Annotated in this window: 24 protein-coding genes; 6 read left to right on the forward strand and 18 right to left on the reverse strand. The window is 58.5% G+C overall.

The genetic code is table 11. The features are described from left to right. Nucleotides 1-11: 11 nt before the first annotated feature. Complete coding sequence (locus D4100_RS12095) at nt 12-377, reverse strand: copper resistance protein (protein ID WP_065506388.1); 366 nt, start codon at nt 375-377, stop codon at nt 12-14. Nucleotides 378-682: 305 nt separating this feature from the next. Here D4100_RS12095 and flk point away from each other — a divergent pair, with 305 nt between their 5' ends. Continuing rightward, nucleotides 683-1714: a flagella biosynthesis regulator Flk gene (gene flk / locus D4100_RS12105; protein ID WP_065506389.1), complete on the forward strand. Its 1032-nt coding sequence runs from the start codon at nt 683-685 to the stop codon at nt 1712-1714. A gap of 4 nt (nt 1715-1718) precedes the next feature. Here flk and D4100_RS12110 read toward each other — a convergent pair whose 3' ends face one another. Next, nucleotides 1719-2174, reverse strand: a complete 456-nt coding sequence (locus D4100_RS12110) for a rhodanese-like domain-containing protein (RefSeq protein ID WP_065506390.1) — start codon at nt 2172-2174, stop codon at nt 1719-1721. Between the two features lie 92 nt (nt 2175-2266). Between D4100_RS12110 and pdxR the strand changes: the two genes are divergently transcribed. Further along, a complete protein-coding gene (gene pdxR, locus D4100_RS12115; protein WP_420876400.1) occupies nt 2267-3700 on the forward strand; it encodes a MocR-like pyridoxine biosynthesis transcription factor PdxR in 1434 nt (477 codons plus the stop codon). On the opposite strand, the gene D4100_RS12120 is transcribed toward pdxR, so the two are convergent. Together D4100_RS12120 and D4100_RS12125 are read right to left on the reverse strand one after the other, a co-directional pair. Beyond that, entirely contained in the window at nt 3687-4874 is a 1188-nt protein-coding gene (locus D4100_RS12120; RefSeq protein WP_119804443.1) for an MFS transporter, read from the reverse strand. The two genes, pdxR and D4100_RS12120, sit on opposite strands and share 14 nt — an antisense overlap. 199 nt (nt 4875-5073) lie before the next feature. Continuing rightward, complete coding sequence (locus D4100_RS12125; RefSeq protein ID WP_119804444.1) at nt 5074-5970, reverse strand: endonuclease/exonuclease/phosphatase family protein; 897 nt, start codon at nt 5968-5970, stop codon at nt 5074-5076. A gap of 216 nt (nt 5971-6186) precedes the next feature. On the opposite strand from D4100_RS12125, the gene pepT reads away from it, so the two are divergent. Then, nucleotides 6187-7419: a peptidase T gene (pepT, locus tag D4100_RS12130; protein WP_119804445.1), complete on the forward strand. Its 1233-nt coding sequence runs from the start codon at nt 6187-6189 to the stop codon at nt 7417-7419. Nucleotides 7420-7454: 35 nt separating this feature from the next. Here pepT and D4100_RS12135 read toward each other — a convergent pair whose 3' ends face one another. Continuing rightward, entirely contained in the window at nt 7455-8567 is a 1113-nt protein-coding gene (locus D4100_RS12135; protein WP_065506846.1) for an SLC13 family permease, read from the reverse strand. A gap of 155 nt (nt 8568-8722) precedes the next feature. On the opposite strand from D4100_RS12135, the gene apbE reads away from it, so the two are divergent. After that, nucleotides 8723-9754 carry an FAD:protein FMN transferase ApbE gene (apbE, locus tag D4100_RS12140; protein ID WP_119804446.1) on the forward strand — a complete coding sequence of 344 codons (1032 nt, stop codon included), beginning with the start codon at nt 8723-8725 and terminating at the stop codon, nt 9752-9754. Nucleotides 9755-9800: 46 nt separating this feature from the next. Here the strand turns inward: apbE and D4100_RS12145 are convergent, their stop codons facing one another. The 7 genes from D4100_RS12145 to fabB form a co-directional block, all read right to left on the reverse strand. Then, complete coding sequence (locus D4100_RS12145) at nt 9801-12920, reverse strand: efflux RND transporter permease subunit (RefSeq protein ID WP_119804447.1); 3120 nt, start codon at nt 12918-12920, stop codon at nt 9801-9803. Beyond that, nucleotides 12917-14368 (reverse strand): efflux RND transporter periplasmic adaptor subunit, encoded by a 1452-nt coding sequence (locus D4100_RS12150; protein WP_119804448.1) that lies wholly within the window; start codon nt 14366-14368, stop codon nt 12917-12919. Before D4100_RS12150 ends, D4100_RS12145 begins: the two co-directional genes overlap by 4 nt. After that, on the reverse strand, nt 14365-15624 hold the full coding sequence (locus D4100_RS12155; RefSeq protein WP_119804449.1) for a TolC family protein: 1260 nt from the start codon (nt 15622-15624) through the stop codon (nt 14365-14367). The genes D4100_RS12150 and D4100_RS12155 overlap by 4 nt, the downstream gene beginning before the upstream one ends. A 10-nt stretch (nt 15625-15634) precedes the next feature. Continuing rightward, nucleotides 15635-15961: a copper-binding protein gene (locus D4100_RS12160; RefSeq protein WP_119804450.1), complete on the reverse strand. Its 327-nt coding sequence runs from the start codon at nt 15959-15961 to the stop codon at nt 15635-15637. Nucleotides 15962-16030: 69 nt separating this feature from the next. Then, nucleotides 16031-16453, reverse strand: coding sequence for a hypothetical protein (locus D4100_RS12165; protein WP_119804451.1), 423 nt, complete (start codon nt 16451-16453; stop codon nt 16031-16033). A gap of 203 nt (nt 16454-16656) precedes the next feature. Beyond that, nucleotides 16657-16878, reverse strand: a complete 222-nt coding sequence (locus D4100_RS12170) for a putative periplasmic lipoprotein (protein ID WP_004947462.1) — start codon at nt 16876-16878, stop codon at nt 16657-16659. A gap of 204 nt (nt 16879-17082) precedes the next feature. Next, nucleotides 17083-18297, reverse strand: a complete 1215-nt coding sequence (fabB, locus tag D4100_RS12175) for a beta-ketoacyl-ACP synthase I (RefSeq protein WP_062868132.1) — start codon at nt 18295-18297, stop codon at nt 17083-17085. 170 nt (nt 18298-18467) lie between these two features. Here fabB and mnmC point away from each other — a divergent pair, with 170 nt between their 5' ends. Next, complete coding sequence (gene mnmC / locus D4100_RS12180; protein ID WP_119804452.1) at nt 18468-20489, forward strand: bifunctional tRNA (5-methylaminomethyl-2-thiouridine)(34)-methyltransferase MnmC2/FAD-dependent 5-carboxymethylaminomethyl-2-thiouridine(34) oxidoreductase MnmC1; 2022 nt, start codon at nt 18468-18470, stop codon at nt 20487-20489. Between the two features lie 43 nt (nt 20490-20532). On the opposite strand, the gene D4100_RS12185 is transcribed toward mnmC, so the two are convergent. The 6 genes from D4100_RS12185 to prmB form a co-directional block, all read right to left on the reverse strand. Next, nucleotides 20533-20814, reverse strand: a complete 282-nt coding sequence (locus D4100_RS12185; RefSeq protein ID WP_119804453.1) for a YfcL family protein — start codon at nt 20812-20814, stop codon at nt 20533-20535. Between the two features lie 32 nt (nt 20815-20846). Next, nucleotides 20847-21404, reverse strand: a complete 558-nt coding sequence (locus D4100_RS12190) for an elongation factor P hydroxylase (RefSeq protein WP_065506398.1) — start codon at nt 21402-21404, stop codon at nt 20847-20849. A gap of 66 nt (nt 21405-21470) precedes the next feature. Then, on the reverse strand, nt 21471-22271 hold the full coding sequence (locus D4100_RS12195) for a sulfite exporter TauE/SafE family protein (RefSeq protein ID WP_062868135.1): 801 nt from the start codon (nt 22269-22271) through the stop codon (nt 21471-21473). Between the two features lie 3 nt (nt 22272-22274). Then, nucleotides 22275-23102, reverse strand: coding sequence for a penicillin-insensitive murein endopeptidase (gene mepA, locus D4100_RS12200; protein WP_065506399.1), 828 nt, complete (start codon nt 23100-23102; stop codon nt 22275-22277). 5 nt (nt 23103-23107) lie between these two features. Continuing rightward, a complete protein-coding gene (gene aroC, locus D4100_RS12205) occupies nt 23108-24193 on the reverse strand; it encodes a chorismate synthase (RefSeq protein WP_119804454.1) in 1086 nt (361 codons plus the stop codon). A 61-nt stretch (nt 24194-24254) separates the two neighbouring features. Then, nucleotides 24255-25187, reverse strand: a complete 933-nt coding sequence (gene prmB / locus D4100_RS12210; protein WP_065506847.1) for a 50S ribosomal protein L3 N(5)-glutamine methyltransferase — start codon at nt 25185-25187, stop codon at nt 24255-24257. A gap of 183 nt (nt 25188-25370) precedes the next feature. Between prmB and smrB the strand changes: the two genes are divergently transcribed. Then, entirely contained in the window at nt 25371-25901 is a 531-nt protein-coding gene (gene smrB / locus D4100_RS12215; RefSeq protein ID WP_065506401.1) for an endonuclease SmrB, read from the forward strand. Nucleotides 25902-25951: the final 50 nt, after the last annotated feature.

A 25951-nucleotide genomic window follows, 5' to 3' on the forward strand; every position in this document is an offset into this window, starting at 1 on the left:
GGGCGATTAACTCATTCACGGAATACGCATAATCGGAGGTGTACCCTGAGGGTCGTGGGAGAAATCACTCTGGGAGGGGGAATACGCAGACGCGCGGCCACGGTGGGTGCCAACAGCACCAGCAGCAGGCCAAGACCGAACAGCAGGGTTTCGAACATCACCGGCGGCGCGGCCAACAGGGATTTGGCGCTCAGTTCGCAGGGCTTGGGCTGAAGTGCAGCGTCGTCATCGGTGGCGGAGAGTGCGGCGCCGGCAACGGGCAAGCCCATCGCCTGCTGCAACGCATGCAGGCCCGCCATGCGTTGAGTCATGCAGGTCAGCACCACCAGGCAAGCCAGGCATAAAAACCATTTCGCAATCCGCTGCTGTTTAACCATGCTGCCCTCAATGCCAAGTCTGGGCTTATCTTAGCGGCGCAGACGTGATTAGCAATCATTTTGCCTGTAAAGAAATGTCTGAGGGCGGTATTGATGGCGACCATTTACAGGTATCATGGGGGCACACCTGCGCTTTTCGCCGGGTACGACGATTTTTTTCTCCCCAAAGTAATTGGGGTTGCGGCAAGGCGGCAAGCAAGTGAATCACGATAAGCTTACTCAGGTAAGTGATTCGGGTGAAGTTGCACAATCAACGCAGCTGCAACCTCAAGTAAGAAGGGGATACACAGCGAAGGACTGGTGATATGCAACCTTTGAGTGGACCGGGCACCCCGATCGCCAGCGATCGCCCTCCAAACCCGGGCAAAACCACAACCACCGACGACAGCCCGCTCTCTCCGGCGCAGCGCACTACGCTGGAGAAGCTGATCGTGAAGATCATGGCGCTCAGTCCGGCCAAGTCCGCAGAAATTTGGGCCACGCTGCGTCACGATCTCGGGGCAGACCATAATAGCAGCGAACTGCAGGCGCGCCATTTCCAGCCGGCCGAGCAGCTGTTGCAAAACCGCCTGAACCAAGTGCAGCAAAGCCATGCCAGCCGCCAGTTGTTGCAGCAGCTCACCGAGCTGTTGCCACAGGGCAATAATCGCCAGGCCGTCAGCGATTTTATTCGCCAGCAGTTTGGCCACACGGTACTGAGCCAATTGAGTCACCCGCAATTGCAGCAGGTGTTGAACCTGTTGCAGACCGGCAGCCTGGCCATTCCGCACCCGCAGCAAACCGCCACCAGCGATCGTCCACTGCTGCCTGCCGAGCATCAAAGCCTGCAACAGCAGGTAACCAAGCTCAGCGCCGCTACCGGCGAGTCGCCGATCAAGATCTGGCAGAGGCTGTTTGATCTGGCCGGGGTAAAAACCAATGATCCGCTGCCGGCTCGCCACTTCCAACTGCTCAACCAGTTTTTGCAGGTCAAAGTCGCGCTTAGTCCGCAGACCGCACCGACGCTGAACAACCTGTTGGCCGCACTAAAACAACCGGCCGACCCGCAGGAACAGCAACAGTTGAATGACTACTGCCAGTCACGTTTCAACTGCAATGCCAGCGCCCCGCTGACCCACCCGCAGATGAGCGATGCCGTTAACCAGCTGTTCGCCCGTCGTCTGGAAAAAACCGGCCCTGCTCAGCCCATAACCGAGAGCCATGACGAGCCGCAGCCGTTGCTTAATCCGCTGATTGCCTCATTGCCCCAACCGCTGAAAAATGCGCTGAGTAAGCCGGCGGGGGCGTTTATCCTGTTGATTCTGGTGCTGGCCGTGGTATTGGCGCTGGTGTTTTAAACCTTCAGGCGCAGCCGCAGTCTTCCCCTGCCGCACTGCCCTGCAACGACCCCGGTTGTTCACCGCTGGCCAACGGATGGCCATCGCGTTTCCAGAAGTCCAGCCCGCCAATCAATTCCTTCACCCTGAACCCCAGTTGCGCCAGCTTGTACGCCCCCTTGGTTGAACCGTTGCAGCCGATGCCGTCGCAATAGGTGACATAGACTTTGTCGCGAGCCAGATGCGCCGTGCCGGCCTCATCCATCAGCCGATGCGGCAAACTGATAGCGCCGGGAATATGCCCGGCCGCATACAAGGCCGGCGCGCGGGTATCTATCACCAGGATCTCGCTGACGCCGTTGCGCAGATCTTCCGCCACGTCCCATGCGTCCGCGTAATAACTCAATTTCGCCGCCAGATAATCGAGGCTTTGCGCCGACGGCCCTGGGGGAAATGCCAAAACCAATGAAGATACCGCCATAAAATTCACTCCTGTTGATGAGACTGATGACAATATTGCCTGATTTTGGTCTTATGATTGATACCCATTATCGCCATAAGATAAGACCCATTATGACCAGTGCGCTCATCTCGCTTTTCCAACTGCCGGAACACGGCGACGGTACCTTGCGTGAACGCGTTTGCGGTACGCTACGCCGCGCTATTCATGGCGGGACGCTGAGCCGTGGGCAACGGTTGCCCTCATCCCGGGTTCTGGCAGAAGATTTGGGCGTCTCGCGGGTGACCGCCGAGGCAGCGTACAGCCAGCTGGAGGCTGAAGGATATCTGCAGCGACGGGTTGGCCAGGGCACCTTTGTGGCGATAGACATCGTCAAATCCCCGCCGGGCACCAAAGCCACCGGCGAGCCGCGCCTGTCATCACGCGGCCGGCTGATCGTGCAAACCGGGGGCTGCCGCGATCCGCAGCAACCGCTGCCGTTTGCCGCCGGTTCGCCGGACCTGCGCGCCTTCCCGTTAAAACTGTGGAAACAGCTCACCGCTCAACAATTGCGCCTGCGGGGAGAAACCCTGATGCGCTATGGCGACCCTCAAGGTTATTTGCCGCTGCGCGAAGCCATTGCCGGTTACGTTAGCCAGGCGCGCGGGGTCAACTGCGACGCGCAACAGGTCATGGTGCTGACCAGTTCGCAACAGGCGCTGCAGCTGATCGCCGCCCTGCTATTGGACAGCGGCGACAAGGTATGGATGGAAGAACCCGGTTATGCCGGCGCCAGAAACGCCTTTACCAGCGCAGGTGCCGAGCTGGTACCGGTCAGCGTGGACGAAGCCGGCATGCGGCCGCACGAGCAGTTACCCAGGCCGCAGCTGATTTACCTGACGCCCTCACACCACTACCCCACCGGCGTGGCGCTTAGTCTGGCACGACGGCTGGAATTGTTGGCATTGGCCCAGCGCCAGCGGGCATGGATTGTTGAAGACGACTACGACAGTGAATTTCATTATGACGGCCAGCCGATGCCGGCGATGCAGGGGCTGGATCGTCAGGGCAACGTGCTGTATTTAGGGACCTTTTCCAAAACGCTTTTCCCCTCTCTGCGGCTGGCCTATCTGGTGGTGCCACCCGCGCTGGTGGAACCTTTTACCACCGCACGCACGGTTTACGACGGTCACAGCGCCCAACTGATGCAGGCGGTCACCGCCGAGTTTATCCAACAAGGGCATTTTGCCGCCCACCTTCGCTACATGCGCCAGCTGTACCGCAGCCGCCGTGACCACTTGCTGCAGGAAGTGCAGGAAAAGCTTGGGCACTATGCCACCCCGCAGCAGGCAGGTGGCGGGTTGCAACTCAGCGTCTGGCTGCCGCCGGGCCAGGAAACGGCCCTCACCCGCCAGGCGCAGCAGTTGGGTGTGGTCACGCCCGGGTTGGCGGCTCAGTATCAAAGGGTACAGGCGCGGCGCGACGGCTGGCTATTGGGTTTCGCCGCCCTGACGCCAGGGGAGATCCGTACCGGCGTCGAGCGGCTGGCGCGCATTATTCCCGTTTAGCGTTGCTGCGCGCAAACAACAGCGTGAAAGCCACGCCGGTCAACGCGCACACCACTCCGGCCATAAACACCGACGAATAGCCCAATGACGTGGCCAACAGCCCGGTCAATGGACCGGTCATGGCGTAAGAGACATCCTGAAACGCCGAGTAACCGCCGACGGCCGTGCCGCGCACCTGAGGTGGCACGCGTTTCACCACCTCCACGCCCAGCGCGGGGAAGATCAATGAACAACCCAAACCGGTGAAAGCCGCCCCAACCAACGCCATCAGCGGCGTGGCGGCCGAGAACAGCAGCAGCAGGCCAAAGGCCTCAATCAGCAATGAAACCAGCGCCACGCGGATGCCGCCGAATTTGTCGGGATAATGGCCGAACAGCAGACGCATCACCACAAATGCCACGCCGAACATCGTTAACGCCAGGCCGGCATACCCCCAGCCGTTCGCGGTGAAATACAGGGAAACAAAGGTGCCAATCACCGCAAAGCCCACGCCCTGTAATGCCAGCGCCACTCCCGGCTGCCAAATGCTGCCCACCATTTTCCACAATGAAGGACGTTCACCGTGCGTTGGCGCTACCGCCGAGACACGCATATTCAACAACATGGCGATCAACGGCAGCAGCAAGGTAGAGACGCCAAGCGCTGCAAAACCCCAGTGCTGATGCAACATCAGGCCTATCGGCGCACCGGCCGCCAGCGAGCCATAGATCGCCATGCCGGTCCAGGACATGACCTTGCCGGAGCGGGCGGCCCCCACCAAACCGAAACCCCAGGTCAGGGTACCGGTCAGCAACAGGCTTTCGCCGTAACCTAAAATCAGGCGCCCGAGGATTAGCAGGGCGAACTTGATCTCTGGTGCCACCGGCAGCAGCGCTGACGCCAGATAGGCGACGCCGGCCAGCGCACAGGCAATCATCCCCTGTCGCGCCGAGCGTTTGCCGCCAAAGCGGTCGGCCAACCGACCGGCGTAACCACGGGTCAGGACCGTCGCCAGGAACTGAATGCCCACTGCGACCCCCACCATCAGGTTGCTCATGCCCAGTTCAAAATGCACGTACAGCGGGATCACCGGCAACGGCAAGGCTACAGTCAGATAGGTGAGAAAGATTGCGCAGGTCAGCGAAAGCAGCGCTTTGTTAGCGGAAGGCTCCGCATGTGAAATCGTAGATGACATAGATTGCTCACTCAAAAAGGGAAATACAGAGAGAGCCAGATGACTCCAACGCTCTCTTCTCTCGTTGCCAAAGGCAACAAGAACGAGCGCGTTGGATTACGTGAACGCCTACGCAACCCAGAACCCTGGGTTGTATCGCCGGATAGTAACCAGCGAGTTCGGCGGCTGTCAATCGCCAACCCGCGTTTACCCAGGCCCTTTACTGCTCGGTCAGCCGCAGCTCGGCAACCACCGGCAGGTGATCGCTGACCGCAGGCCAGTGAATGCCATTCCAGTCGCCGCTGGCGTTAGGCACCGTCAGGCTGTCGAGATGCCAGCGTTGGGCATTGCCGCTAAAGATATAATCGACTTTGATTTCAGCATTTTCCGCCGGCCAACTGCGGCCATCTTGCGTCGCGGGCATGATGTCGTTCCAATAACGGCTCAGTTCGGTCCAGGTGACGCTGCCCGGCACGTCGTTCATGTCGCCGAACAGCAGCTTGATGCCGCGCATTTCAATGGTGCGATCGTTTAATTCACGCACCTGATCCAGGCGCATGACCGGATCTTCCTTGGTATCCAGATGAGTATTGATCAGGGTGATCGGCGCCGGAAACTCGGGCACGTCGGTCTGAACGCTAAAGGCAATGCGCTGTTCACGCTGGCCGGAGGGCAGCGGATAAATCTTGCTGTCATGCAATGGGTATTTTGACAGAAACGCCAGGCCATATTCACCGTCGTCAAAGTCTATCGCCCGGCCAAAGGCTACGTGCATGCCGGTCAGCTTGGCCAACTCCGCCGCCTGATCGAGTTTCCCACTGCGGCCGGTGAGCTTGTCCACTTCCTGCAACGCCACCACGTCAACGTTCATCGCCTTGATCGCCTTGGCGATGGCGGTCATGTCGCTGACTTTTCCGGCGGCAATATTGAAGCTGGCGATGCGGATTTTCGGCGCCTGCTCCAGGTCATGGGTTTTGTTTTTCAGGCCACCGAGCGCGCTGGCCACTTCGCGGCTGTTGGCGTTGCTGTTGGCATTGCCGGCAGCGGTGGATGACCAGGCGGCATGAGACATTCCCAGGGATAACAGAGTAATAAGCAAAGCATTACGTGAGCGCATCGGTTCTCCTTTAACGATCAGATTTTTTGTTGGGGCACCCTTACCCCCATAGCTAACAACGATTTTGCCGCAGATACCCGCGACTATTTCCTGGTTGCGCCGCTTTTTTTTTATTCTGCGCAGCGTCTCGCATTCCGACAGCGAAAGCATTGCAGCGATGGACAACCGGCTGATTTAGCATTAAAACCGATAGACAGCTTATCGAGAGGAACCCGCATGACCAGCGCCATTGCAGCACAGCTTACCGAACGCTTCTTTCGTTATCTGGCGGTCACCAGCCAGAGCGATGCCGCCGCCAGTGCCCTGCCCAGCACACCTGGCCAGCATGATATGGCAAAGTTGCTGGCGGCCGAGTTGCGTCAGCTAGGGCTGAAGGACGTGCAAATCGACGAGCACGCCACCGTAACCGCCCGCAAACCCGGCAACCAGCCTGGTGCGCCGCGTATCGGTTTTATTACCCATATCGATACCGTCGACGTCGGCCTGTCGGCGCACATACATCCGCAGCGCCTGCACTTTAGCGGCGAAGATCTCTGCCTGAACGCGGAGCACGATATTTGGCTGCGCACCGCCGAACATCCGGAAATCCTGGCCTATCCGAACGAAGACATTATTTTCAGCGACGGCACCAGCGTGCTCGGCGCCGATAACAAAGCGGCGGTTACGGTCGTGATGACCCTGCTGGCAAACCTCAGTGCCGCGGACCGCCACGGCGATATCCTGGTGGCGTTTGTGCCGGATGAGGAGATCGGCCTGCGCGGTGCCAAGGCGCTGGATTTGGCGCGCTTTGACGTGGATTTCGCCTACACCATCGACTGCTGCGAACTGGGCGAAGTGGTTTATGAAAACTTCAATGCGGCGGCGGCGGAGATCCGTATCGAAGGCGTGACTGCGCACCCGATGTCGGCGAAGAACGTGCTGATCAACCCGATTCGCATCGCCAACGACATCATCAATCGGTTCGATATCCTGGATACGCCGGAACATACCGAGGGGCGCGAAGGTTATTTCTGGTTCAACGACATTACCGCCAATGCCAACCTCGCCACGCTGAAAGTGTCGATTCGCGATTTCGATCTGGCCGCTTTCAATGCGCGCAAGGATCATATTCAGGAGGTGGTGCGGCAGGTGGCGGCGAACTACCCGCGCGCCAGGGTGAGCTGCAGCGTTACGGATATCTACAGCAATATCAGTAACTCGATCGGTGAAGACAAGCGCGCCATCGAGCTGATTTTCGGTGCCCTGGCCGCACACGGCATTCCGCCGAAGGTGATCCCGATGCGCGGTGGCACCGACGGCGCGGCACTTTCCAGCCGTGGCGTGGTGACGCCAAACTACTTCACCGGCGCGCACAATTTCCATTCGCGTTTTGAGTTTCTGCCGATCAGTTCCTTTGTGAAATCTTATCAGGTGACCCGCAGCATTTGTTTGCTGGCGGCACGCGGCTAGGGGATAGCTGGCCGCGCAGCAAAGCGCGGCCGCTGTCAGGCCAATAGCCAGCCGAGCAGCGCACCCCAGACCAGCAATGGCAGCGAGTAGTAATGAAACTTCAGCCAGATCTTGCGTTCCCCTGCCATACGCAGCGCAATCAGGTTCGCCAGCGAGCCAATCGCCAGCCCAAAGCCCCCGGCATTCACCGCATAGGCCACCAGTTGGCTGGAAGGCACGTAATTGAGCAGCAAAATGGTCGCCGGCACATTGCTGATGATCTGCGACAAGCCAATCCCCAAAGCGTAAACACCGCCGTCACCAAGCCGGGCGATATCGGCGAACCAGGGCTGAATCGCCTGCAATTGGGTAAACAGGCCAACGTCGATAAACATGGCGATAAAGACAAAAATCAGGCTCCAGTCGATCTGCAACAGCACCCGGCGCGCCAGCAACAAGAAACCGGCAAACACCGCCAACAAGCCGTACAGCGACAAGCCGACATCCAGGCACAGCAGAAAAATCGCGTACAGCGCCACGCAGCTCAGCAACAGCGGCCGCTGATAGGGATAGCCCTCGGTATGCGGTGCCTTTACGATATCCCGCGCCGGGAAACTGAACCAGGTCAGGGCCAGCAGACTGACCATCATCGCCGCACCAAAGGGTGCCATCTGAATGATAAAATCCAGGAAAGAGAGCGACGACTTGCTCCACAGCAGAATGTTTTGCGGATTGCCGATCGGCGTTAACAGCGAGCCGGCGTTGACCGCCAGCGCCTGGAAGATAATCAGCCGACTGATCGGCAGCGAAGACAGTTTTTTTAGCGTAATGGTCAACGGAATGACGATAAACAGCGCGACGTCATTGGTCAGGAACGAAGACAGCAGCGCGGCGGAAAACACCAAAAACATCGCCAGCCATCGTTCACTGTGCAAGGTGTTGATGATTTTACGGCCAACAAAATCAAAATAGCCGCTGACCTCAACGCCCTTGGTCAACAACATCAGCCCCAGCAGGGTAATAATGGTGCGCCAGTCGATAAAACCGGATAGCGCAGGCAGTTGTTGCGGGTTAAGGGCGGCCATCACCACACCGGCCAACAGCAGGATGTGCAGGAAACGATCTTTCAGGAACGGCTGGAGCAGCCGGGCAGCGGCGTTTGAACTCATGGTTATCGCTTCAAAAATCAATCTGGAATCAGGAGCCAGACGTTAGCCGAAGCGCGGCGTCAACGCCAGCAAAATGCTATTTTACCTTTCTGCGCTTTTCATTTGCCGCGCTTTACTTTATTTGTAGCGCCTTTCTACGTTTCTAAGGATTTTTCATGGTCAACGCTATCGCCAAAGGGCTGTTGCTGAGCGCAGCGCTCAGTCTGCTTGCCGCCTGTAACGATCAAGAAACCCGCGCGCAGATCGACCTCGAAGGCAAAACCATGGGCACCTTCTACAGCGTCAAAATCAGCGGTGACGTCAGGGTCAGCAAACCGTTGCTGCAACAGCAGGTCGACGCCTTGCTCGAACAGGCCAACGATGATATTTCCACCTACCGCTCCGGCTCGGTACTGTCGCGCTTCAACCAGTCGCACAGTACAGACCCGCAACCCATTCCCCGGGGTATGGCGGATATTATCCTGATGGCCCAGCGCATCGGCCGCGATACTCAGGGTGCGATGGATATTACCGTCGGCCCACTGGTGAATCTGTGGGGTTTTGGCCCGGACAAACGCGCCGTCAAGGTGCCGGAGCAGCAGCAGATTGAAGCCGCGCAAAAAAATATTGGCCTGCAGCATCTCAAATTGCTCAGCGATAGCCGCGGCGAGTGGCTGCAAAAAGATCTGCCGAACATGTATGTCGATCTCTCGACCCTGGGTGAAGGCTACGGCGTTGACCAACTGGTTAAACTGATGGCGCGTAACGGCATCACCAACTATCTGGTGTCGGTCGGCGGTGCGGTGTCCTCACGCGGGGTCAACGGCCAGGGCAAGCCGTGGCGGGTAGCGATCCAAAAACCGACCGACAGGGAAAATGCGGTGCAGGCGCTGGTCGATCTGCAAGGTTACGGCATCAGCACCGCCGGCAGTTATCGCAACTACTTCGAACAGAATGGCCAGCGCTATTCGCACGTTATCGATCCTGTTAGCGGCCGGCCCATTACCCACCGGCTGGTCTCCGCCACGGTGATCGCGCCAACGGCGCTGGAAGCCGACGGCTGGGATACCGGGCTGATGGTACTCGGCACGGAAAAAGCGCTGAAGCTGGCGGAAGAGAAAGGGTTGGCGGTATACCTGATCAGCAAAACCGATGACGGTTTCAGCGCCGTGATGACACCGCAGTTCAAAGCGTTTCTGGTGCAGTAATTTCTGTGCAGCAAGAGCGGGACGCAACACACTGCGCCCCGCACCATCATCCCTTGCGGTGCAACAATAAGTAGACCACTGGGACGACCAGCATCGACAACAAGGGTGCGCTGAGCATCCCACCAATCATCGGGGCCGCAATGCGTCGCATCACTTCAGAGCCGGCGCCATTGCCCCACATGATCGGTAATAGCCCAGCCATGATGGTAGCGACGGTCATCACTTTTGGCCGCACCCGCAATGCCGCTCCCTCAGCGATGGCATCCATCAGCTGTTTTTGGGTTAGCGGTTGCCCCGGCTGGCGGTATTTTTCCAGCGCATGATTCAAATACAACACCATGATCACGCCAAATTCCGCCGCCACTCCCGCCAGTGCAATAAACCCCACCGCCCCGGCCACTGAAAGGTTGTAGTTCAACAGATACAGCAGCCACACGCCTCCTATTAGCGCAAACGGCAGCGTCGCCATGATCAACAACGCATCGCGCACGCTGTTGAAGGTAACAAACAGCAGTACGAAAATGATCGCCAGCGTCACCGGCAGTACGATTTTCAATTGAGCGCTGGCGCGTTCCAGATACTCAAACTGTCCGGACCAGCTCAACGAAACACCCGCTGGCAGCTTAACCTGCTGTGCGACCGCCTGTTGCATCTCTTCCACCGCCGATTTGAGATCGCGTCCGCGCAGATCGACATAAATCCAATTGGAGAGCCGCGCGTTTTCACTTTTCAGCATCGGCGGCCCTTCCGTGATCCGAATGTCTGCCAGCATCGACAATGGCACCTGACCACCGCTGGCGGTCAACACCGGCAACGCCCGCAGTTGCTGCACAGAATCGCGTACCTCACGCGGGTAGCGCACATTGATCGGATAACGTGCCCGGCCCTCGACGGTCTCGCCAATGTTTTCCCCTCCTACCAGCGTCGCCACCATGGATTGCAGCTCTTTCACCGAAACGCCGTAGCGTGCAGCGCGCTGGCGATCAATATCAATGTCCACGTAGCGGCCGCCGGTAATACGCTCCGCCAACGCCGAGGTGACACCCGGCACCTGTTTCACCATCTGCTCAATCTGCCCGGAAATCCGCTCTATGTCGGCCATGTTATTGCCATTAACCTTGATGCCAACCGGACTTTTTATCCCGGTGGCCAACATGTCCAGCCGATTACGGATCGGTGGAACCCAAACATTGGCAATGCCCGGCACCTTGACCACCGCGTCCAACTCCATCACCAACTTGTCCATGGTCATACCCGGCCGCCACTGGTCACGCGGCTTAAAGCGAATGGTGGTTTCCAGCATGGTCAACGGCGCGGGATCGGTCGCGCTTTCCGCTCTCCCCGCCTTGCCGAATACCGTCGCCACTTCCGGTACGGTTTTGATCAGCCGGTCAGTCAGTTGCAGCAACCGGCTCGCCTCACGCGCCGACATGCCCGGTAATGACGATGGCATATACAGCAGGTCACCCTCGTCAAGCTGCGGCATAAATTCGCTGCCCAACCGGCTCAGCGGATATGCCGTTAACAACAGCAGCAAGCACGAAACCCCGAGCGTGGTTTTCGGCCGCGCCAACACCGCCCCCAGCACCGGCTGGTACAGGCGGATCAGCCAACGATTCATCGGGTTGGCATGCTCGTCAGGAATACGTCCGCGAATAAAGTAGCCCATCAGCACAGGTACCAGCGTAATACCCAAACCGGCGGCTACCGCCATGGCGTAGGTTTTGGTGTAAGCCAGCGGGGAGAACATCCGCCCTTCCTGCGCCTGCAGGGTGAATACCGGAATGAAGGAAAGCGTGATGATCAGCAAACTGCAAAACAACGCCGGCCCCACTTCCACCGCCGCCTGCTCTGAAATGCGCCAATAATCCGTCGATGTCGGTTGCTGGCCGGGATGGCGCTGCCGCCACTGCTCCAGCACCTTATGCATGTTCTCAATCATGACGATGGCCGCATCCACCATGGCACCAATGGCGATGGCTATTCCCCCCAGCGACATGATGTTGGCGTTAACGCCCTGATAATGCATGACCACAAAAGCGCCAAGAATACCCAGCGGCAAGGTAATCATCGCCACCAGGGCCGAGCGGAAATGGAACAGGAACAAAGTACAGACCAGAGCGACCACCAGGAACTCTTCCAGCAGCTTGTGGGACAAGGTTTCAATCGCGTGTTCGATCAGCTGCGAGCGGTCATACACTGTCACAATTTCCACACCCGGCGGCAGGGTCTGCTGAACCTCCTGCAGCTTCACCTTCAGCGCGTTAATGGTTTCCAGCGCATTTTTACCGTAGCGCATCACGACGATGCCGCCCGCCACTTCGCCTTCGCCGTTCAACTCCGCCACGCCACGGCGGATCTCCGGCCCTTCGCGCAACGTCGCCACTTGCGAAAGCAGGATCGGCACGCCGTCACGCACGGTAATCACCACGTTGGCAAAATCACCCAGTTTTTTCAGGTAACCCGAAGTCCGCACCATATATTCCGCCTCTCCCATCTCCAGCAGTGCACCACCGCCTTCCTGGTTAGCGTCCTGAATGGCACTCACCACCTGTTGATGGGTGATATTCAACGCGCGCAGGCTGGGTGGATCCAGCACCACCTGATACTGGCGAACCATACCGCCGACACTGGCCACTTCAGCCACGTTAGGGACCGTTTTCAGCTCAAATTTCAGCGTCCAGTCTTGTAGCGCGCGCAAGTCGGCCAGGCTATGTTTCCCGCTTTTATCGACCAGGGCATATTCGTAAACCCAGCCGACGCCGGTAGCGTCCGGCCCCAGCGCCACCTTCGCCTGCGACGGCAGCGAGGATTGCACCTGACTTAGCGCCTCCAGCACCCGCGAGCGCGCCCAATATAGATCGGTGCCATCTTCGAACAACACGTAAACGTAGGCGTCACCAAACATGGAAAAACCGCGCACCGTTTTGGCGCCCGGCACCGAGAGCAGCGTGGTGGTCAGCGGATAGGTAACCTGATCTTCAATCACCTGCGGTGCCTTGCCCGGGTAGGTGGCGCGGACAATCACCTGCACGTCGGACAGATCCGGCAACGCATCCAGCGGAGCTTTCTGCAATGCCCAAATCCCCCAACTGGCCAACAACACCGAGGCCAGCAGTACCAAGAGCCGGTTGCGCAGCGACCAACGGATCACGAAAGCAATCATAAGTGGCCCCCATGTTCAGCGTTTGTCGACACGATTTGGCTGATATGTGACCCTTGCTCGTCGACGCTAAAGTGGATTTTTACTCTGTCACCGGGTTTGATACCAGCAGGTAATCCCCCAGGCGGCAGAGCAAAATCCATGGTCATCGCCGGCCACTGCAGCTCCGGAACCGGCCCATGGGACAACGTTAAAACACCCTCGCTCACGGCATCAACCACCGCCTCGGCCTGATATTGTTCCACCTCGGTTTGCGCCGCCATCTGCGGCAAGGCGCTGCGCATGCTGGCTTCGGAGTCGATCAGGAACTGGCCGGAGGTCACTACCCTTTGCCCGACGCTCAGCCCGCGTTTGATTTCCACCCAGCCATCCTGTGCACGCCCGGCCACCACTTCAACCGGCGTGAAGTGCCCATTGCCTTCGGCGATCAATACCCGATTGCGATCGCCGCTGCCGATCAGCGCCTCCTGCGGTATCGCCAACACCGGCTGGCCGAGGGTGCTGTGCGACAATGTCAGTTGCAGGTACATACCCGGTCGAAGCTTTTGCTGAGAATTTTTCAACAGGACGCGCGCTTTGAAGGTTCGGGTCAGCGGATCGACATTGGCCAGCAGTTCGCTCACCTCGCCTTCAAACCTTTCCCCCGGCCAACTGGCGGAAACCGCCTGTACCTTATCGCCCACCTTCAGCAACCCGGCCTGCGCCTGCGGATAGTCGGCAACGATCCACACCGGATCGAGGCTGGCTATCTCAAATAGCCCCTGCGCTGCGCTCACCTGAGTGCCTTCGAGAACACTCAACTTATTCACAAACCCGTTTTCCGGTGCGGTAAGCTGAACCCGCGGTTCGGGTTTACCCGAGCGTTCCACCTGCCGGATCACCGCCTCGGGCATAAACAGCAGTTGTAACCGCTGACGTGCAGCGGCGGTCAGCGCGGTGTCACCCAATTTGCGTATCGCCAGATATTCCTGCTGTGCCGCACTCCAGTCAGGGATCCACAGCAACGCCAAAGCTTCGCCCTTTTTCACCTGTTGCTGACTGGCACGGACATAGAGTTTTTCCACCAGTCCATTGGCGCGGGCGGCGATAATCTGAACCCCGCGTTCATCGGTAGCGACGCTGCCAAAAGCACTCAGTTGCTGAGCCCACTGGCGCAATTGCGCAGCTTCAGTGCGAACGCCCAGATTCTGCTGTTGCCGTGCGCTGATGGTCACGCCGCCTTCAGGTTCAGCCTCATCGGCATAACGCGGCACCAGCTGCATGTCCATAAAGGGAGATTTACCCGGTTTGTCAAAACGCTGCCCCGGCATCATCGGGTCATACCAATAGAGCACCTGTCGCTCACTCTTGGCCCCCGGCGACGACACTTCCCCCTCTGCGCCAAACCAGTATCCCGCCAACCCACTGCCGATTAGCGCCGCTAACAGCGCCAGTTTGAATTGTATTTTCATTGCATCGATTCCTGAGGGGTGAGATAGCGAATGGCGGCCCAAATCTGCGCCAACTCCCGTGCGGCGTTGCCGCCGCGGAGGCGGCTGTCGAGCAGCGCCCGCCGTGCCTCCAGCACCGCCGACAAGTCGCTTTTACCGCTGCGATATTGTGCCAGCAGTAAAGTGACCCGCTGTTGTTGCAGGGGTACGACCTGGCCCTGTTGGCGCTGCCACTGCGCCTGTGCCGCCTGATATTGCGCCAACAACGTGTCTAGTTGCGCCTGATGGTCGCGTATCAGCAGCGTCAGCCGATCGTTGGCCTCCATGCTGCGCGAAACATCAGCGGCATAGTCCTTATCCTGCCGCTGCGACCGGAACAACGGCAGATCAACGGTAAACATCACCCCGGCCAGATCCTCATAATCGTCGGCGCGCTTGCCGTAATACACCTCGACACCGACATCCGGTATTGCCGCCACCTCTGACTGCGCCGAACGCGCTTTGGCCACATCAGCCTCGCGACTGGCTTGCAGCACTTCGGGATGCTGTCTGATGGCCTGCCGCAATACCTCGCTGTCGGCCGGTAAACGTTCAAAGCGCGGCATCGCACCGGCCGTATCCGTTGCAGACAGGCCGGTCAGTTGCGTCAGACGCACCTGAGCGACCGTCACGTCCCGCCGCGCCTCGCTGATGCGATCCAGCATACTCAGCAGTGTCAACCTGGCATCCAGCACGCCGCTCGCAGGCGTTCCACCGCCGGCCACTGAAGCACGCTGAGTGGCGATCTGGTGTTCACTCTCCGTCACCAGAGCAACGGCATCACGCAAGGTTTGCCGACTCAGCGCCAGCGCCAGCCACGCTTGTGCCGTTTGCTGCTGCAGACGGGCGCGGATAGTGGCGCTACCGGCATCAGTCTGGCTGGCTTCGGCACGCAGAGTATCCGCCTTGCGCTGGCGTTTGGTGCCGCTGACGTAGTCCTGCATGATGCCGATTCGCCCCATGGTCATACCTTCGCGGGTAAAACGTTGGGCATTGCCGCCCTGCACCGGCACGTTTTCAATACCGAACTTCAGTTTGGGATCGGGCAATTGCATCGCCGAGTCCGCCATATTCTGCAAGGCATTCACCTGATGCCGATTGGCAGACAGTTCCGCAGAATAGCCTTCAGCCGCCGTCAGCGACTGCCGCAATGTCAGTTCCGCCGCCTGAGAGGCCGATGTCCAACAGGCGAGCAGCAGCCAGCCCACCCGTATAGGGTGAGAAATGATAATGGTCATGGTGCCTCCGTTATTGCCGAGCGGCAGCGATAGCGATCAACCGGTAACCGCCATCATTCGGCAAGAAGCTGAAATCAACCAGGGTACCCACCGGCAATACGGCGAATGAAGGTGATGGAGGGAGCAGGAAACTCATGGTCATTGGCGGCCAACCAAGCGCAGGAATGGCCTGGTGAGCGATGGATACCTTCCGCTCATCCCAGGCTTTGATGATGCCCTGACTGTGAATTTCGACGGCAGGTTTGGCAGCAGGATCCTGCATCGCCATATCGGCAGCGCCAGCGGTAGTAAAGGAGAAAGACAAGGTGAACAATACGGCGACAAAGACATTACGCATAACGGGTACTCCGTAAAATAGTTAACAAACGCGGAAAACCGTCGGGAGACGGCAAAGCGGTTGTCAGCGCTATTCACGGAACCGGCAGAAAACAATCTCTGCCGGCGGGCCTGTTATCGGGGGAGTTTGCCAAGTATTCGACGGGATAAAACGTGACGGGAAAGGCGCAATGACGGCCAATTCGCTGCTGGCGGGCAAAGCAGCTAACGTCAGGTTGGCATGATCCTGTTGGGCTGACTCAGGTACGCAGTGTTTCTCGCATAGCGGCACTTGGGTCTGCATCTTCTGCTGCGACGGCACGCTGTTTTGCATATGCATCACATGCTGAGCCATCGGCGTTTCGCCGCTGAACTGCAGGTTGCAGTTATGGTTGGCCAGCGCCAGTTGGGTATTCAACAACAGCCAGCTGACGACCAATAGCCATGCGCAGGCCCGCTTTTTAGCAAAGCGCAGACGGTGCATGGATAAGGATATGGACGCCAAAGCCGACATCAGATCATTCCAAAATGTGAGATAGCGGGAGTATATAGACCCAGGGGAGGCACAGGAATGGAATTTACACCCACTGACAAAGCGGCATCAATCAGCGGACTAGAAATAAAAATGCTATGACTTCAATCAACTTGCGGCACATTGCCCAAAGAAAAAGCCCAGCGGTAGCTGAGCTTTTTACGGGGACACTCACCGACAGGCGGTTATTTCGTCAGTGCGATGATACCCAGCGTCAGGCCGGCAACCGCAGCCGCACCACCGGCGATAGCGCCCGCAGTTTCCCAGTTATCCTGCGTCGTGCCTTTCATGCAGGTGTTGGTGTGCACCAGACGCCCCTGGTCATCATAAACCGGGACGCAAGGTGACTCAGTCGCGCACCCCGCCAGAAACACTGACAGCAACCCAACCGCAATTAACTTTTTCATACTCATGCCTCAAGGTTCGATCACTCTGAAACGCTACGCCGAGTGATAATCGCGTTATCGGGCTATTGTATGCGTAAAAAGCTGAACGAGGCGTTAATGTTCTGCCAAAAGATGTAATTTGGGATAACTCTGAACGGGCCGCGACAGGCAATAAAAAGCCCGCTGCGAAGCGGGCTTGTTCAACTGGCATGGATTGCGGCTAAATTACTTTTGCAGCTTGCGCATGACCAGCGTGGCGTTGGTGCCGCCGAAACCGAAGCTGTTGGACATCACGGTAGTCAGCTCGCGTTTGGTCGGCTGAGTCACGATGTTCATGCCTGCGGCTTTCTCGTCCAGGTTGTCGATGTTGATGCTCGGCGCAATAAAGCCGTGCTCTACCATCAACAGGCTGTAGATCGCTTCCTGTACGCCGGCGGCGCCCAGAGAGTGACCGGTCATCGCCTTGGTGGAAGAGATTGCCGGGGTGTTGTCGCCAAACACTTCACGGATGGCGCCCAGTTCTTTCACGTCGCCAACCGGCGTGGAAGTCCCGTGCACGTTCATGTAGTCGATTGGGGTATCAACGCCTTGCAGCGCCATCTTCATGCAACGCACTGCGCCTTCGCCCGAAGGAGCCACCATGTCGGCGCCGTCGGAAGTCGCACCGTAACCGATGATTTCAGCATAGATGTGCGCGCCGCGAGCCAGAGCGTGTTCCAGCTCTTCAACCACCACCATACCGCCGCCGCCGGCGATGACGAAACCGTCACGCGCTGAGTCATAGGTACGGGAAGCTTTTTCCGGGGTTTCATTGTAGCTGGTGGACAGTGCGCCCATAGCATCGAACTCACAGGCCATTTCCCAGCACAGTTCTTCACCGCCGCCGGCAAAGACCACGTCCTGCTTGCCCAGTTGGATCAATTCCACCGCGTGACCGATGCAGTGTGCAGAGGTTGCGCAGGCAGAGCTGATGGAGTAGTTAACGCCACGAATTTTGAACGGGGTTGCCAGGCAAGCGGAAACGCCTGATGCCATGGCCTTGGTCACCATGTAAGGACCAACGCCGCGCAGGCCTTTGGCGCGCATGCCGTCGGAACCGGCAACCTGATTGCGCGGAGAACCGCCACCAGAGCCAACCACCAGACCGGTGCGATCGTTGGAAACCTGATCGGCCGCCAGGCCGGAATCCTTGATGGCTTCTTCCATGGAAAGATAGGCATAAACGGACGCGTCGCTCATAAAGCGCATCACTTTACGGTCGATCAGACCGGTAGTGTCCAGTTTAACATCGCCCCATACGTGACTACGCATGCCGGAATCTTTCAGCTCCTGGGAGAAAGTGATCCCAGAACGTCCTTCCTGCAGGCTCGCCAGGACCTCCTGCTGGTTGTTACCAATGCTGGAGACGATTCCCAGGCCAGTAATCACTGCACGTTTCATTCAGTACCTCTTCCACAATTTTACATTCGGGATTTTGCATCGCACTTTAGCGTACAGATGTACGCCGAACAAGTCCGATCAGCGTTTTTCAGCTTTATTCTTATCCAGTTTGCGCCATTACGCCAGCCCCGCTAGAATCCCGTCACCCCTTGAGTTACGAGCAACCAACCGTGAGCCACGCCCCGATCCAAACCGCAGCGTTATCCTGGAACGAACAGGGTACACCTGTTTCGAAACAGTTTGATGACGTCTACTTTTCCAATCAGGATGGGCTGGAAGAAACCCGTTACGTGTTTCTCCAGGGCAACCGGCTGCCGTCGCGTTTTGGCGAGCACCCTCGCCCGCTGTTTATCGTGGCGGAAACCGGCTTCGGTACCGGGCTCAACTTTTTAACCCTGTGGCAGGCGTTTGCCGGTTTTCGTGCGGCGATGCCCGACGCTCCGCTGCAGCGGCTGCATTTCATCAGTTTTGAAAAATTTCCGCTGTTGCACGACGATCTGGCGGCCGCGCACGCACGCTGGCCGGAGCTGGCCCCCTATGCCGATGAGCTTCGCGCCCAGTGGCCGCTGCCGTTGCCGGGCTGCCACCGCCTGCTGCTGGCGCAGGGGCGCATTACGCTGGATCTGTGGTTCGGCGACGTCAACGCGCTGCTGCCGCACTTTGACCCCAGCATGAATAACCAGGTCGACGCCTGGTTCCTCGATGGCTTTGCACCGGCGAAAAACCCGGATATGTGGACTGAGCAGCTGTTCGCCGCCATGGCGCGCTTCGCCCGGCCCGGAGGCACCCTCGCCACCTTTACCGCCGCGGGTTTTGTACGGCGCGGATTGCAGCAGGCCGGTTTTGAGGTGACGAAAAGCAAAGGTTTCGGCCAAAAACGCGAAATGCTGATCGGCGAGTTGCCCGCTGATGCACCGGCGATCCCGCATCCCGCCCCCTGGTTCCTGCGCCCGGCGGCGGAAAATACTGACGATATCGCCATCATCGGCGGCGGCGTCGCCAGCGCGCTTACCGCTCTCGCCCTGCTGCGGCGCGGCGCGAAAGTAACGCTGTACTGCGCCGATCCGCTACCGGCCGAAGGCGCATCGGGCAACCGTCAGGGCGCGCTCTATCCGTTGCTGAACGGCCGCGGTGACGCGCTGGAAACCTTTTTCAGCGCCGCCTTCCCGTTTGCCCGCCGCCAGTACGATGCGCTGTTGCAACAGGGCGTGGCGTTCGATCATCAATGGTGCGGCGTCAGCCAGTTGGCCTTTGATGAAAAGAGTGCCGGGAAAATTGCCAAAATAGTGGCGATTGAATGGCCTCCTGCGTTGGCGGCGCCGGCCGATCGCGCCACGCTCAGCGCGCTGTGCGGCGTAGACAGCGGTTTTGGCGGCGTCAGCTACCCGCAAGGCGGTTGGCTGTGCCCGGCAGAGCTGACGCGGGGTGCCATTGCGTTAGCGCAGCGCCAGGGTATGAGTTGCCATTATGAGTGCGACGTAAACAGCCTCATGCACACAGACGGCAGTTGGCAGCTCGGCTTCGGTAATGGAGAAACCCGTCGACATGCCACGGTAATTCTGGCCAATGGCCACCGCCTTTCCGAGCTGCCGCAAAGCGAAGCCTTGCCGGTGTACGCGGTGCGCGGCCAGGTTTCTCATATACCCACCACGCCGGCGCTGAGTGAATTGAAGCAGGTACTGTGTTACGACGGCTATCTGACACCGGTCAATACCCATAATCAACAGCACTGTATCGGCGCCAGTTACCAGCGCGGCGAGACTGCCACTGAATACCGCGAGGAAGAGCAACAGGATAACCGAGCGCGTCTGTTGCGCTGCCTGCCGGAACAGGCGTGGCCACGAGAGGTGGACGTCAGCGCTCACCACGCCCGTTGTGGCGTGCGCAGCGCTACCCGCGATCACCTGCCGATGATTGGCGCAGTACCGGACTATCAGGCCACGCTGACGCAGTATCAGGATTTGCAACGCCGCCATCAGCTTGGCGAAACCGTGGCGGATGCTCCGCTTTATCCCAACCTGTTTGTTCTTGGCGCACTGGGTTCACGCGGGTTGTGTTCGGCACCTTTGGCCGCAGAGATCCTGGCGGCGCAACTGTTTGGCGAACCCTTGCCGGGCGACGCAGAGATGCTGGCAGCGTTGAATCCGAACCGGATGTGGGTGAGAAAATTGCTAAAGGGGCGTGCGGTGTAATACCGAGATTACAGGGCGCTTTGAGGGCGCCCCGTTAAGGATATCAGGTGATCGGCAGTGCGGTTTGGTACAGATTTTCCCACATGCCGCGCACCAGCACCTGGTCCGGCGGCGACAACTCACCGGCGGTAATGGCTTTGTGCAGGCTGTTTTCTACCCGCACTTTCAGCGCTTCGGCGGTGTGCTCGCCGTGCTCTTCCGCTTCGGCCACCGCCAGCGTCAGATGACCGCGCAGGTAGCCACCGGCAAACAGTTCATCATCGCTGGCGTGCTCTACCATGTCATCAATCAGCGCCAAAATGCGCGCTTCGAATTCTGCGATCATCAAATTTCCTCATTAAATAGCAAGCTGTGGCGTTAACAGAAATCTTCCGGATAGGGAAAATGCCCGGCAGCCAGCGGTGGCGTATTGTAGAACGATTGTAATGCCTGAATAAAGCGCGCGGGCCTTGTGGGTATTCCCCGTTCCAGCAGCGACAGCACTCGGTCGCGCACCTTGCGCTGGAAGGCGATGCGATCCGGTTCGCAATCACCGTTCAGATTGTCGCAGCTGACGTTAAACGGGAAACCGGCAGCCACGCAAAACATCCACTCCAGCGCCTGCGGTTTGATTTCTACCGCTTCGAATTCGCTTTGTGTTTGCGTGTCGCGCCCGTCCGGGCAATACCAGTAACCGAAATCCACCAATTTGCGGCGTTCTTCGCCGGCAATGCACCAGTGCGAGATCTCATGCAGGCCGCTGGCGTAAAAGCCATGGGCAAAAACGATACGGTGGTATGGCAGTTCATCGTCGGCCGGCAGGTAAATCGGCTCATCATCGCCCTTGACCAGCCGCGTGTTGTAGTCTTCGCTAAAGCATTGATTAAATATATCAATCAGCTGCTCGTATTGATGGGTAGTCTGTGTGTCTGACATAAATAAAAACTCTATAACCACAAAAATAAAGCGGCAATTATTCCACTTTAGTGCTCTCCCGGCATGCTAAATATGCAACGCCAGCCACTGCTGAATTTCCGCGCCGTGGTTGTCGTACAACAGCTTGCAGCTCATCACCAGCGAGACGATGACGATCATCGGCCGAATCAGCTTCTGCCCACGGGTCATCACCATATGTGCGCCCAGACGTGCACCGAGCACCTGCCCCACCAGCATCACCAGGCCGATGCCCCACACCACTTTGCCGCCGATGATAAAAAACGTCAGGCCGCCAACGTTGGAGGTGAAGTTCAGCACCTTGGCGTGCGCGGTAGATTTGGCCAGATTGAAGCCGCACAGCGTCACGTAGGCCAACGCATAGAACGAACCGGCGCCGGGGCCAAAGAAACCATCGTAAAAACCGACGCAGCCGCCGGCCACCAGCCCGAAAGGCAACGCGCTCAGGCGGCGCTGCCGATCGCTTTCCCCCAGACGCGGGGTCAGCAAAAAATACAGACCTATGCCAATCACCAGCAACGGCAGCATTTGTCGCAACAGATCGGCACGCATATGCTGCACCAGAATCGCCCCGGCGATGGAGCCGATCAGCGCCAACAGGATCGTCAGTTTCTGATCGTTAAGATCCACTGCCCGCCGGCGGATAAAGTACAGGCTGGCGGAAAACGAACCGCCCACCGACTGCAACTTGTTGGTTGCCAGCGCCTGCGCCGGGGAAACGCCCACCGCCAGCAGCGCCGGCACGGTCAGCAGGCCGCCGCCACCGGCAATGGAATCGATAAAACCCGCCAGCAACGCCACCACAAACAAAACCCCGAGCATCTCGGGGCCAACGACAAACCAATCCATTTATTATTCCGCAGCGAAATGGTTATCCAACAAAGCCTGACAGGAAGGCGGCAATGGCGGGGGTACCGGCTTACCCGGCTTGGCGCTGGGTTGATGCGGCACGAACCAGCTCGCCAGCTCCGCCCCACAGCCGTCGCCCGGCGGCGGGGTATCCTGTTCCTTACACTCCAGGCTGCCAGCAGGACAACGCAAACGCACGTGCATATGCGCGCGGTGGCCGAACCACGGGCGCACCTTGTGCAACCAGTCGCGGTCGGCACCGGCATCCAGACACAGGCGTTGCTTGATCGCCGGGTTGACGAAGATGCGCGTCACTTCGGCATCCTGCGCCGCCATTTTGATCAGAGATTCAATCTGCGGTTGCCATTGCCGCGCCACGACCTGTTTGCCGTCGCCGGAAACCAGATCGATCGGCTGCGGTTTCAGCAGTTGCTGCGCGCTCCAACGCTGGCGCGGCAGTTGCAGCCAGATGTCGACATCAAGCCCGGACTGATGGCTGGCGTGACCGCTGCTAAAGCGCCCGCCGGCCGGCATCGCCATATCGCCGATCAGCACCGTGCCCAGCGCTTTTTGGTTGGCTTTGCTGCTCAGGCGCTGAATGAACGCCAGCAGATCGGGGTGGCCGAAATAACGGCGCTGATCGGGGCGCATCACCTGATAATCCGCTGAGTTCAGCGGCAACGGCTGGGCACCGACGATACAACCATTGGCAAAACCGCCAATCGCCTGTGGTGCGCCGGCCACCGGGTGATCAATTTTCTGCCACGGCGTCAACGCCATCGCGGAACCTGAAGCCATCAGGGCAACGATGCCTAACATCCAGTTTTTCATCGCAATTACCAACGTGGAACGTCAGAAACCACATCACCGTTTTGCGCACGCTGGCGCAGCAGGTGATCCATCAGCACAATCGCCATCATCGCTTCGGCGATCGGAACCGCTCGAATGCCTACGCAGGGATCGTGGCGGCCACGGGTCACCATTTCTACCGCTTCGCCCTGGCGATTGATGGTACGGCCCGGCACCATGATGCTGGAGGTCGGTTTCAACGCCAGATGAGCTACTACCGGTTGGCCGCTGCTGATGCCGCCCAGAATGCCGCCCGCATGGTTGCTCTGGAAACCTTCGGGCGTGATTTCGTCGCGGTTTTCGCTGCCGCGCTTGGTCACCACGGCAAAACCGTCGCCGATTTCCACGCCTTTTACCGCGTTGATGCTCATTAACGCATGCGCCAGATCGGCGTCCAGACGGTCAAATACCGGCTCACCGAGGCCCACCGGCACATTTTCGGCAACGACGCTGACCTTGGCACCGATCGAGTCGCCCTCTTTTTTCAGCGCGCGCATCAGTTCGTCCAGCGCTTCCAGCTTGTCCGGATCCGGGCAGAAGAACGGGTTCTGTTCGACCTGATCCCAATCTTTCAGTTCACAGACCACGTCGCCGATTTGCGCCAGATAGCCGCGCACCCGTACGCCGAATTTCTGCTGCAGGTATTTCTTGGCTATCGCCCCCGCCGCTACGCGCATCGCGGTTTCACGCGCCGAAGAACGGCCGCCGCCACGGTAATCGCGTACGCCGTATTTTTGCTCGTAGGTATAATCTGCGTGGCCCGGACGGAACACGTCTTTGATGGCACCGTAATCCTGCGAACGCTGGTCGGTGTTTTCAATCATCAGCCCGATGCTGGTACCGGTGGTCACGCCTTCGAACACGCCGGAAAGAATGCGTACCTGATCCGGCTCGCGGCGTTGAGTGGTATAGCGCGAAGTCCCCGGACGGCGTCGGTCCAGATCGTGCTGCAAATCAGCTTCGGTAAGCGGGATACCCGGCGGTACACCGTCTACGATACATCCCAGCGCCACACCGTGAGATTCACCAAATGTGGTGACACGGAAAATCTGCCCAATACTGTTTCCTGCCATCACGGCTCCTTACCGTTAATGATTATCTTTGTGGGCCCGCCAGAGCAGGCCCGAAGAAGGCTTAGCTGCGGTAAATGCTGAAGTGCTCTTTGCAATCGACCAATTGCTGTTTGGTCAGCATGAACACGCCGTCACCGCCGTTTTCAAACTCCAGCCAGGTGAACGGAATATCCGGATATTGTTCCATCAGATGTACCATGCTGTTACCCACTTCACAAATCAGCACGCCGTCGTCGCTCAGGTAATCCGGCGCACAGGCCAGAATGCGGCGCACCAGCTTCAGGCCGTCGCTGCCCGCCGCCAGGCCCAGCTCCGGCTCAAAGCGGAACTCCTGCGGCAAATCGGACATGTCTTCCGCATCCACATACGGCGGGTTGGTGACGATAAGATCGTACTGGATCGCCGGAACGTCGCGGAACAGATCGGAGCGGATCGGGATAACCTGGTGCTCGACGCCATGCGCCTGAATGTTGCGCTCGGTCACCGCCAGCACGTCGCTGGAGATATCCACCGCGTCCACTTCCGCTTCCGGGAAAGCGTAACCGCAGGCGATGGCGATGCAACCGCTGCCGGTGCACATGTCCAGAATGTGACGCGGTGGGTGCGGGATCAGTGCGCTGAAGCGATCGTTGATCAGTTCGCCAATCGGCGAACGCGGCACCAGCACGCGCTCATCGACATAAAACTCCATGCCGCAGAACCAGGCTTTGTTGGTCAGATAAGCCACCGGAATGCGCTCATTGACGCGGCGGATCACGCGTTCAACGATGCGATGGCGCTCGCTGGAGGTCAAACGTGCGGTGTGCATGTCCTCTGGAATATCCAGCGGCAGGAACAGGCTTGGCAGTACCAATTGCACCGCTTCGTCCCACGGATTATCAGTTCCGTGACCATAGTAGATATTGGCGGCGTTGAAGCGGCTCACCGCCCAGCGCAGCATATCCTGAATGGTGTGCAGTTCATTCACTGCTTCGTCGACGAAAATTTTGTCCAATTTGCCCTCCGGCAGGCACTGTGATTCATGATTTAGCCGCATAGTTTGCCATGAAGCCCGCGACAAATCAGCAGCAATAGTCGCGTTAAGACATTCTCATTTTCATTCTGACGGGAGTTTTGCGTCGACAGATACCCGCGACACGGTAAACTGTCGCGATAAATGATTTCCGGTGAATAAAAAATGAAGAACAAGCACCCTCTGAGCAAAGATGAATTGCAGCTCTTCAGAGAGTCGATAGCAGGCGCAAAAAAGCTGCGCCAGGATACCGTTGTCCACCCCAAACCCAAGCCAAAAACCCGGCAAATGGCACCGCAGCGCCTGCTGCAGGAGCAGGTGGACGCCAGCTATTATTTCTCGGACGAATATCAACCGCAGTTGGAAGAGGAAGGGCCGACCCGCTATGTGCGCCCCGGCTACAGCGCGTATGAGTTGAAGAAGCTGCGACGCGGCGATTATTCACCGGACCTGTTTCTCGATCTGCACGGCCTGACCCAGATGCAGGCCAAACAAGAGCTGGGCGCGCTGATTGCCGCCTGCAAGCGTGAACACGTGCACTGCGCCTGCGTCATGCATGGCCACGGCAAACACATCCTCAAACAGCAGACGCCACTGTGGCTGGCGCAACACCCCGACGTCCTGGCGTTCCACCAGGCCCCCAAAGAATGGGGCGGCAACGCGGCGATTCTGTTGCTGGTCGAACTGGCCGAGTAAACCGCAGATATGACAAAGGGCGATGTTGAACATCGCCCTTTCCTGGTTGG

This window comes from Serratia inhibens (genome assembly GCF_003591175.1).
Lineage (GTDB): Bacteria > Pseudomonadota > Gammaproteobacteria > Enterobacterales > Enterobacteriaceae > Serratia > Serratia inhibens.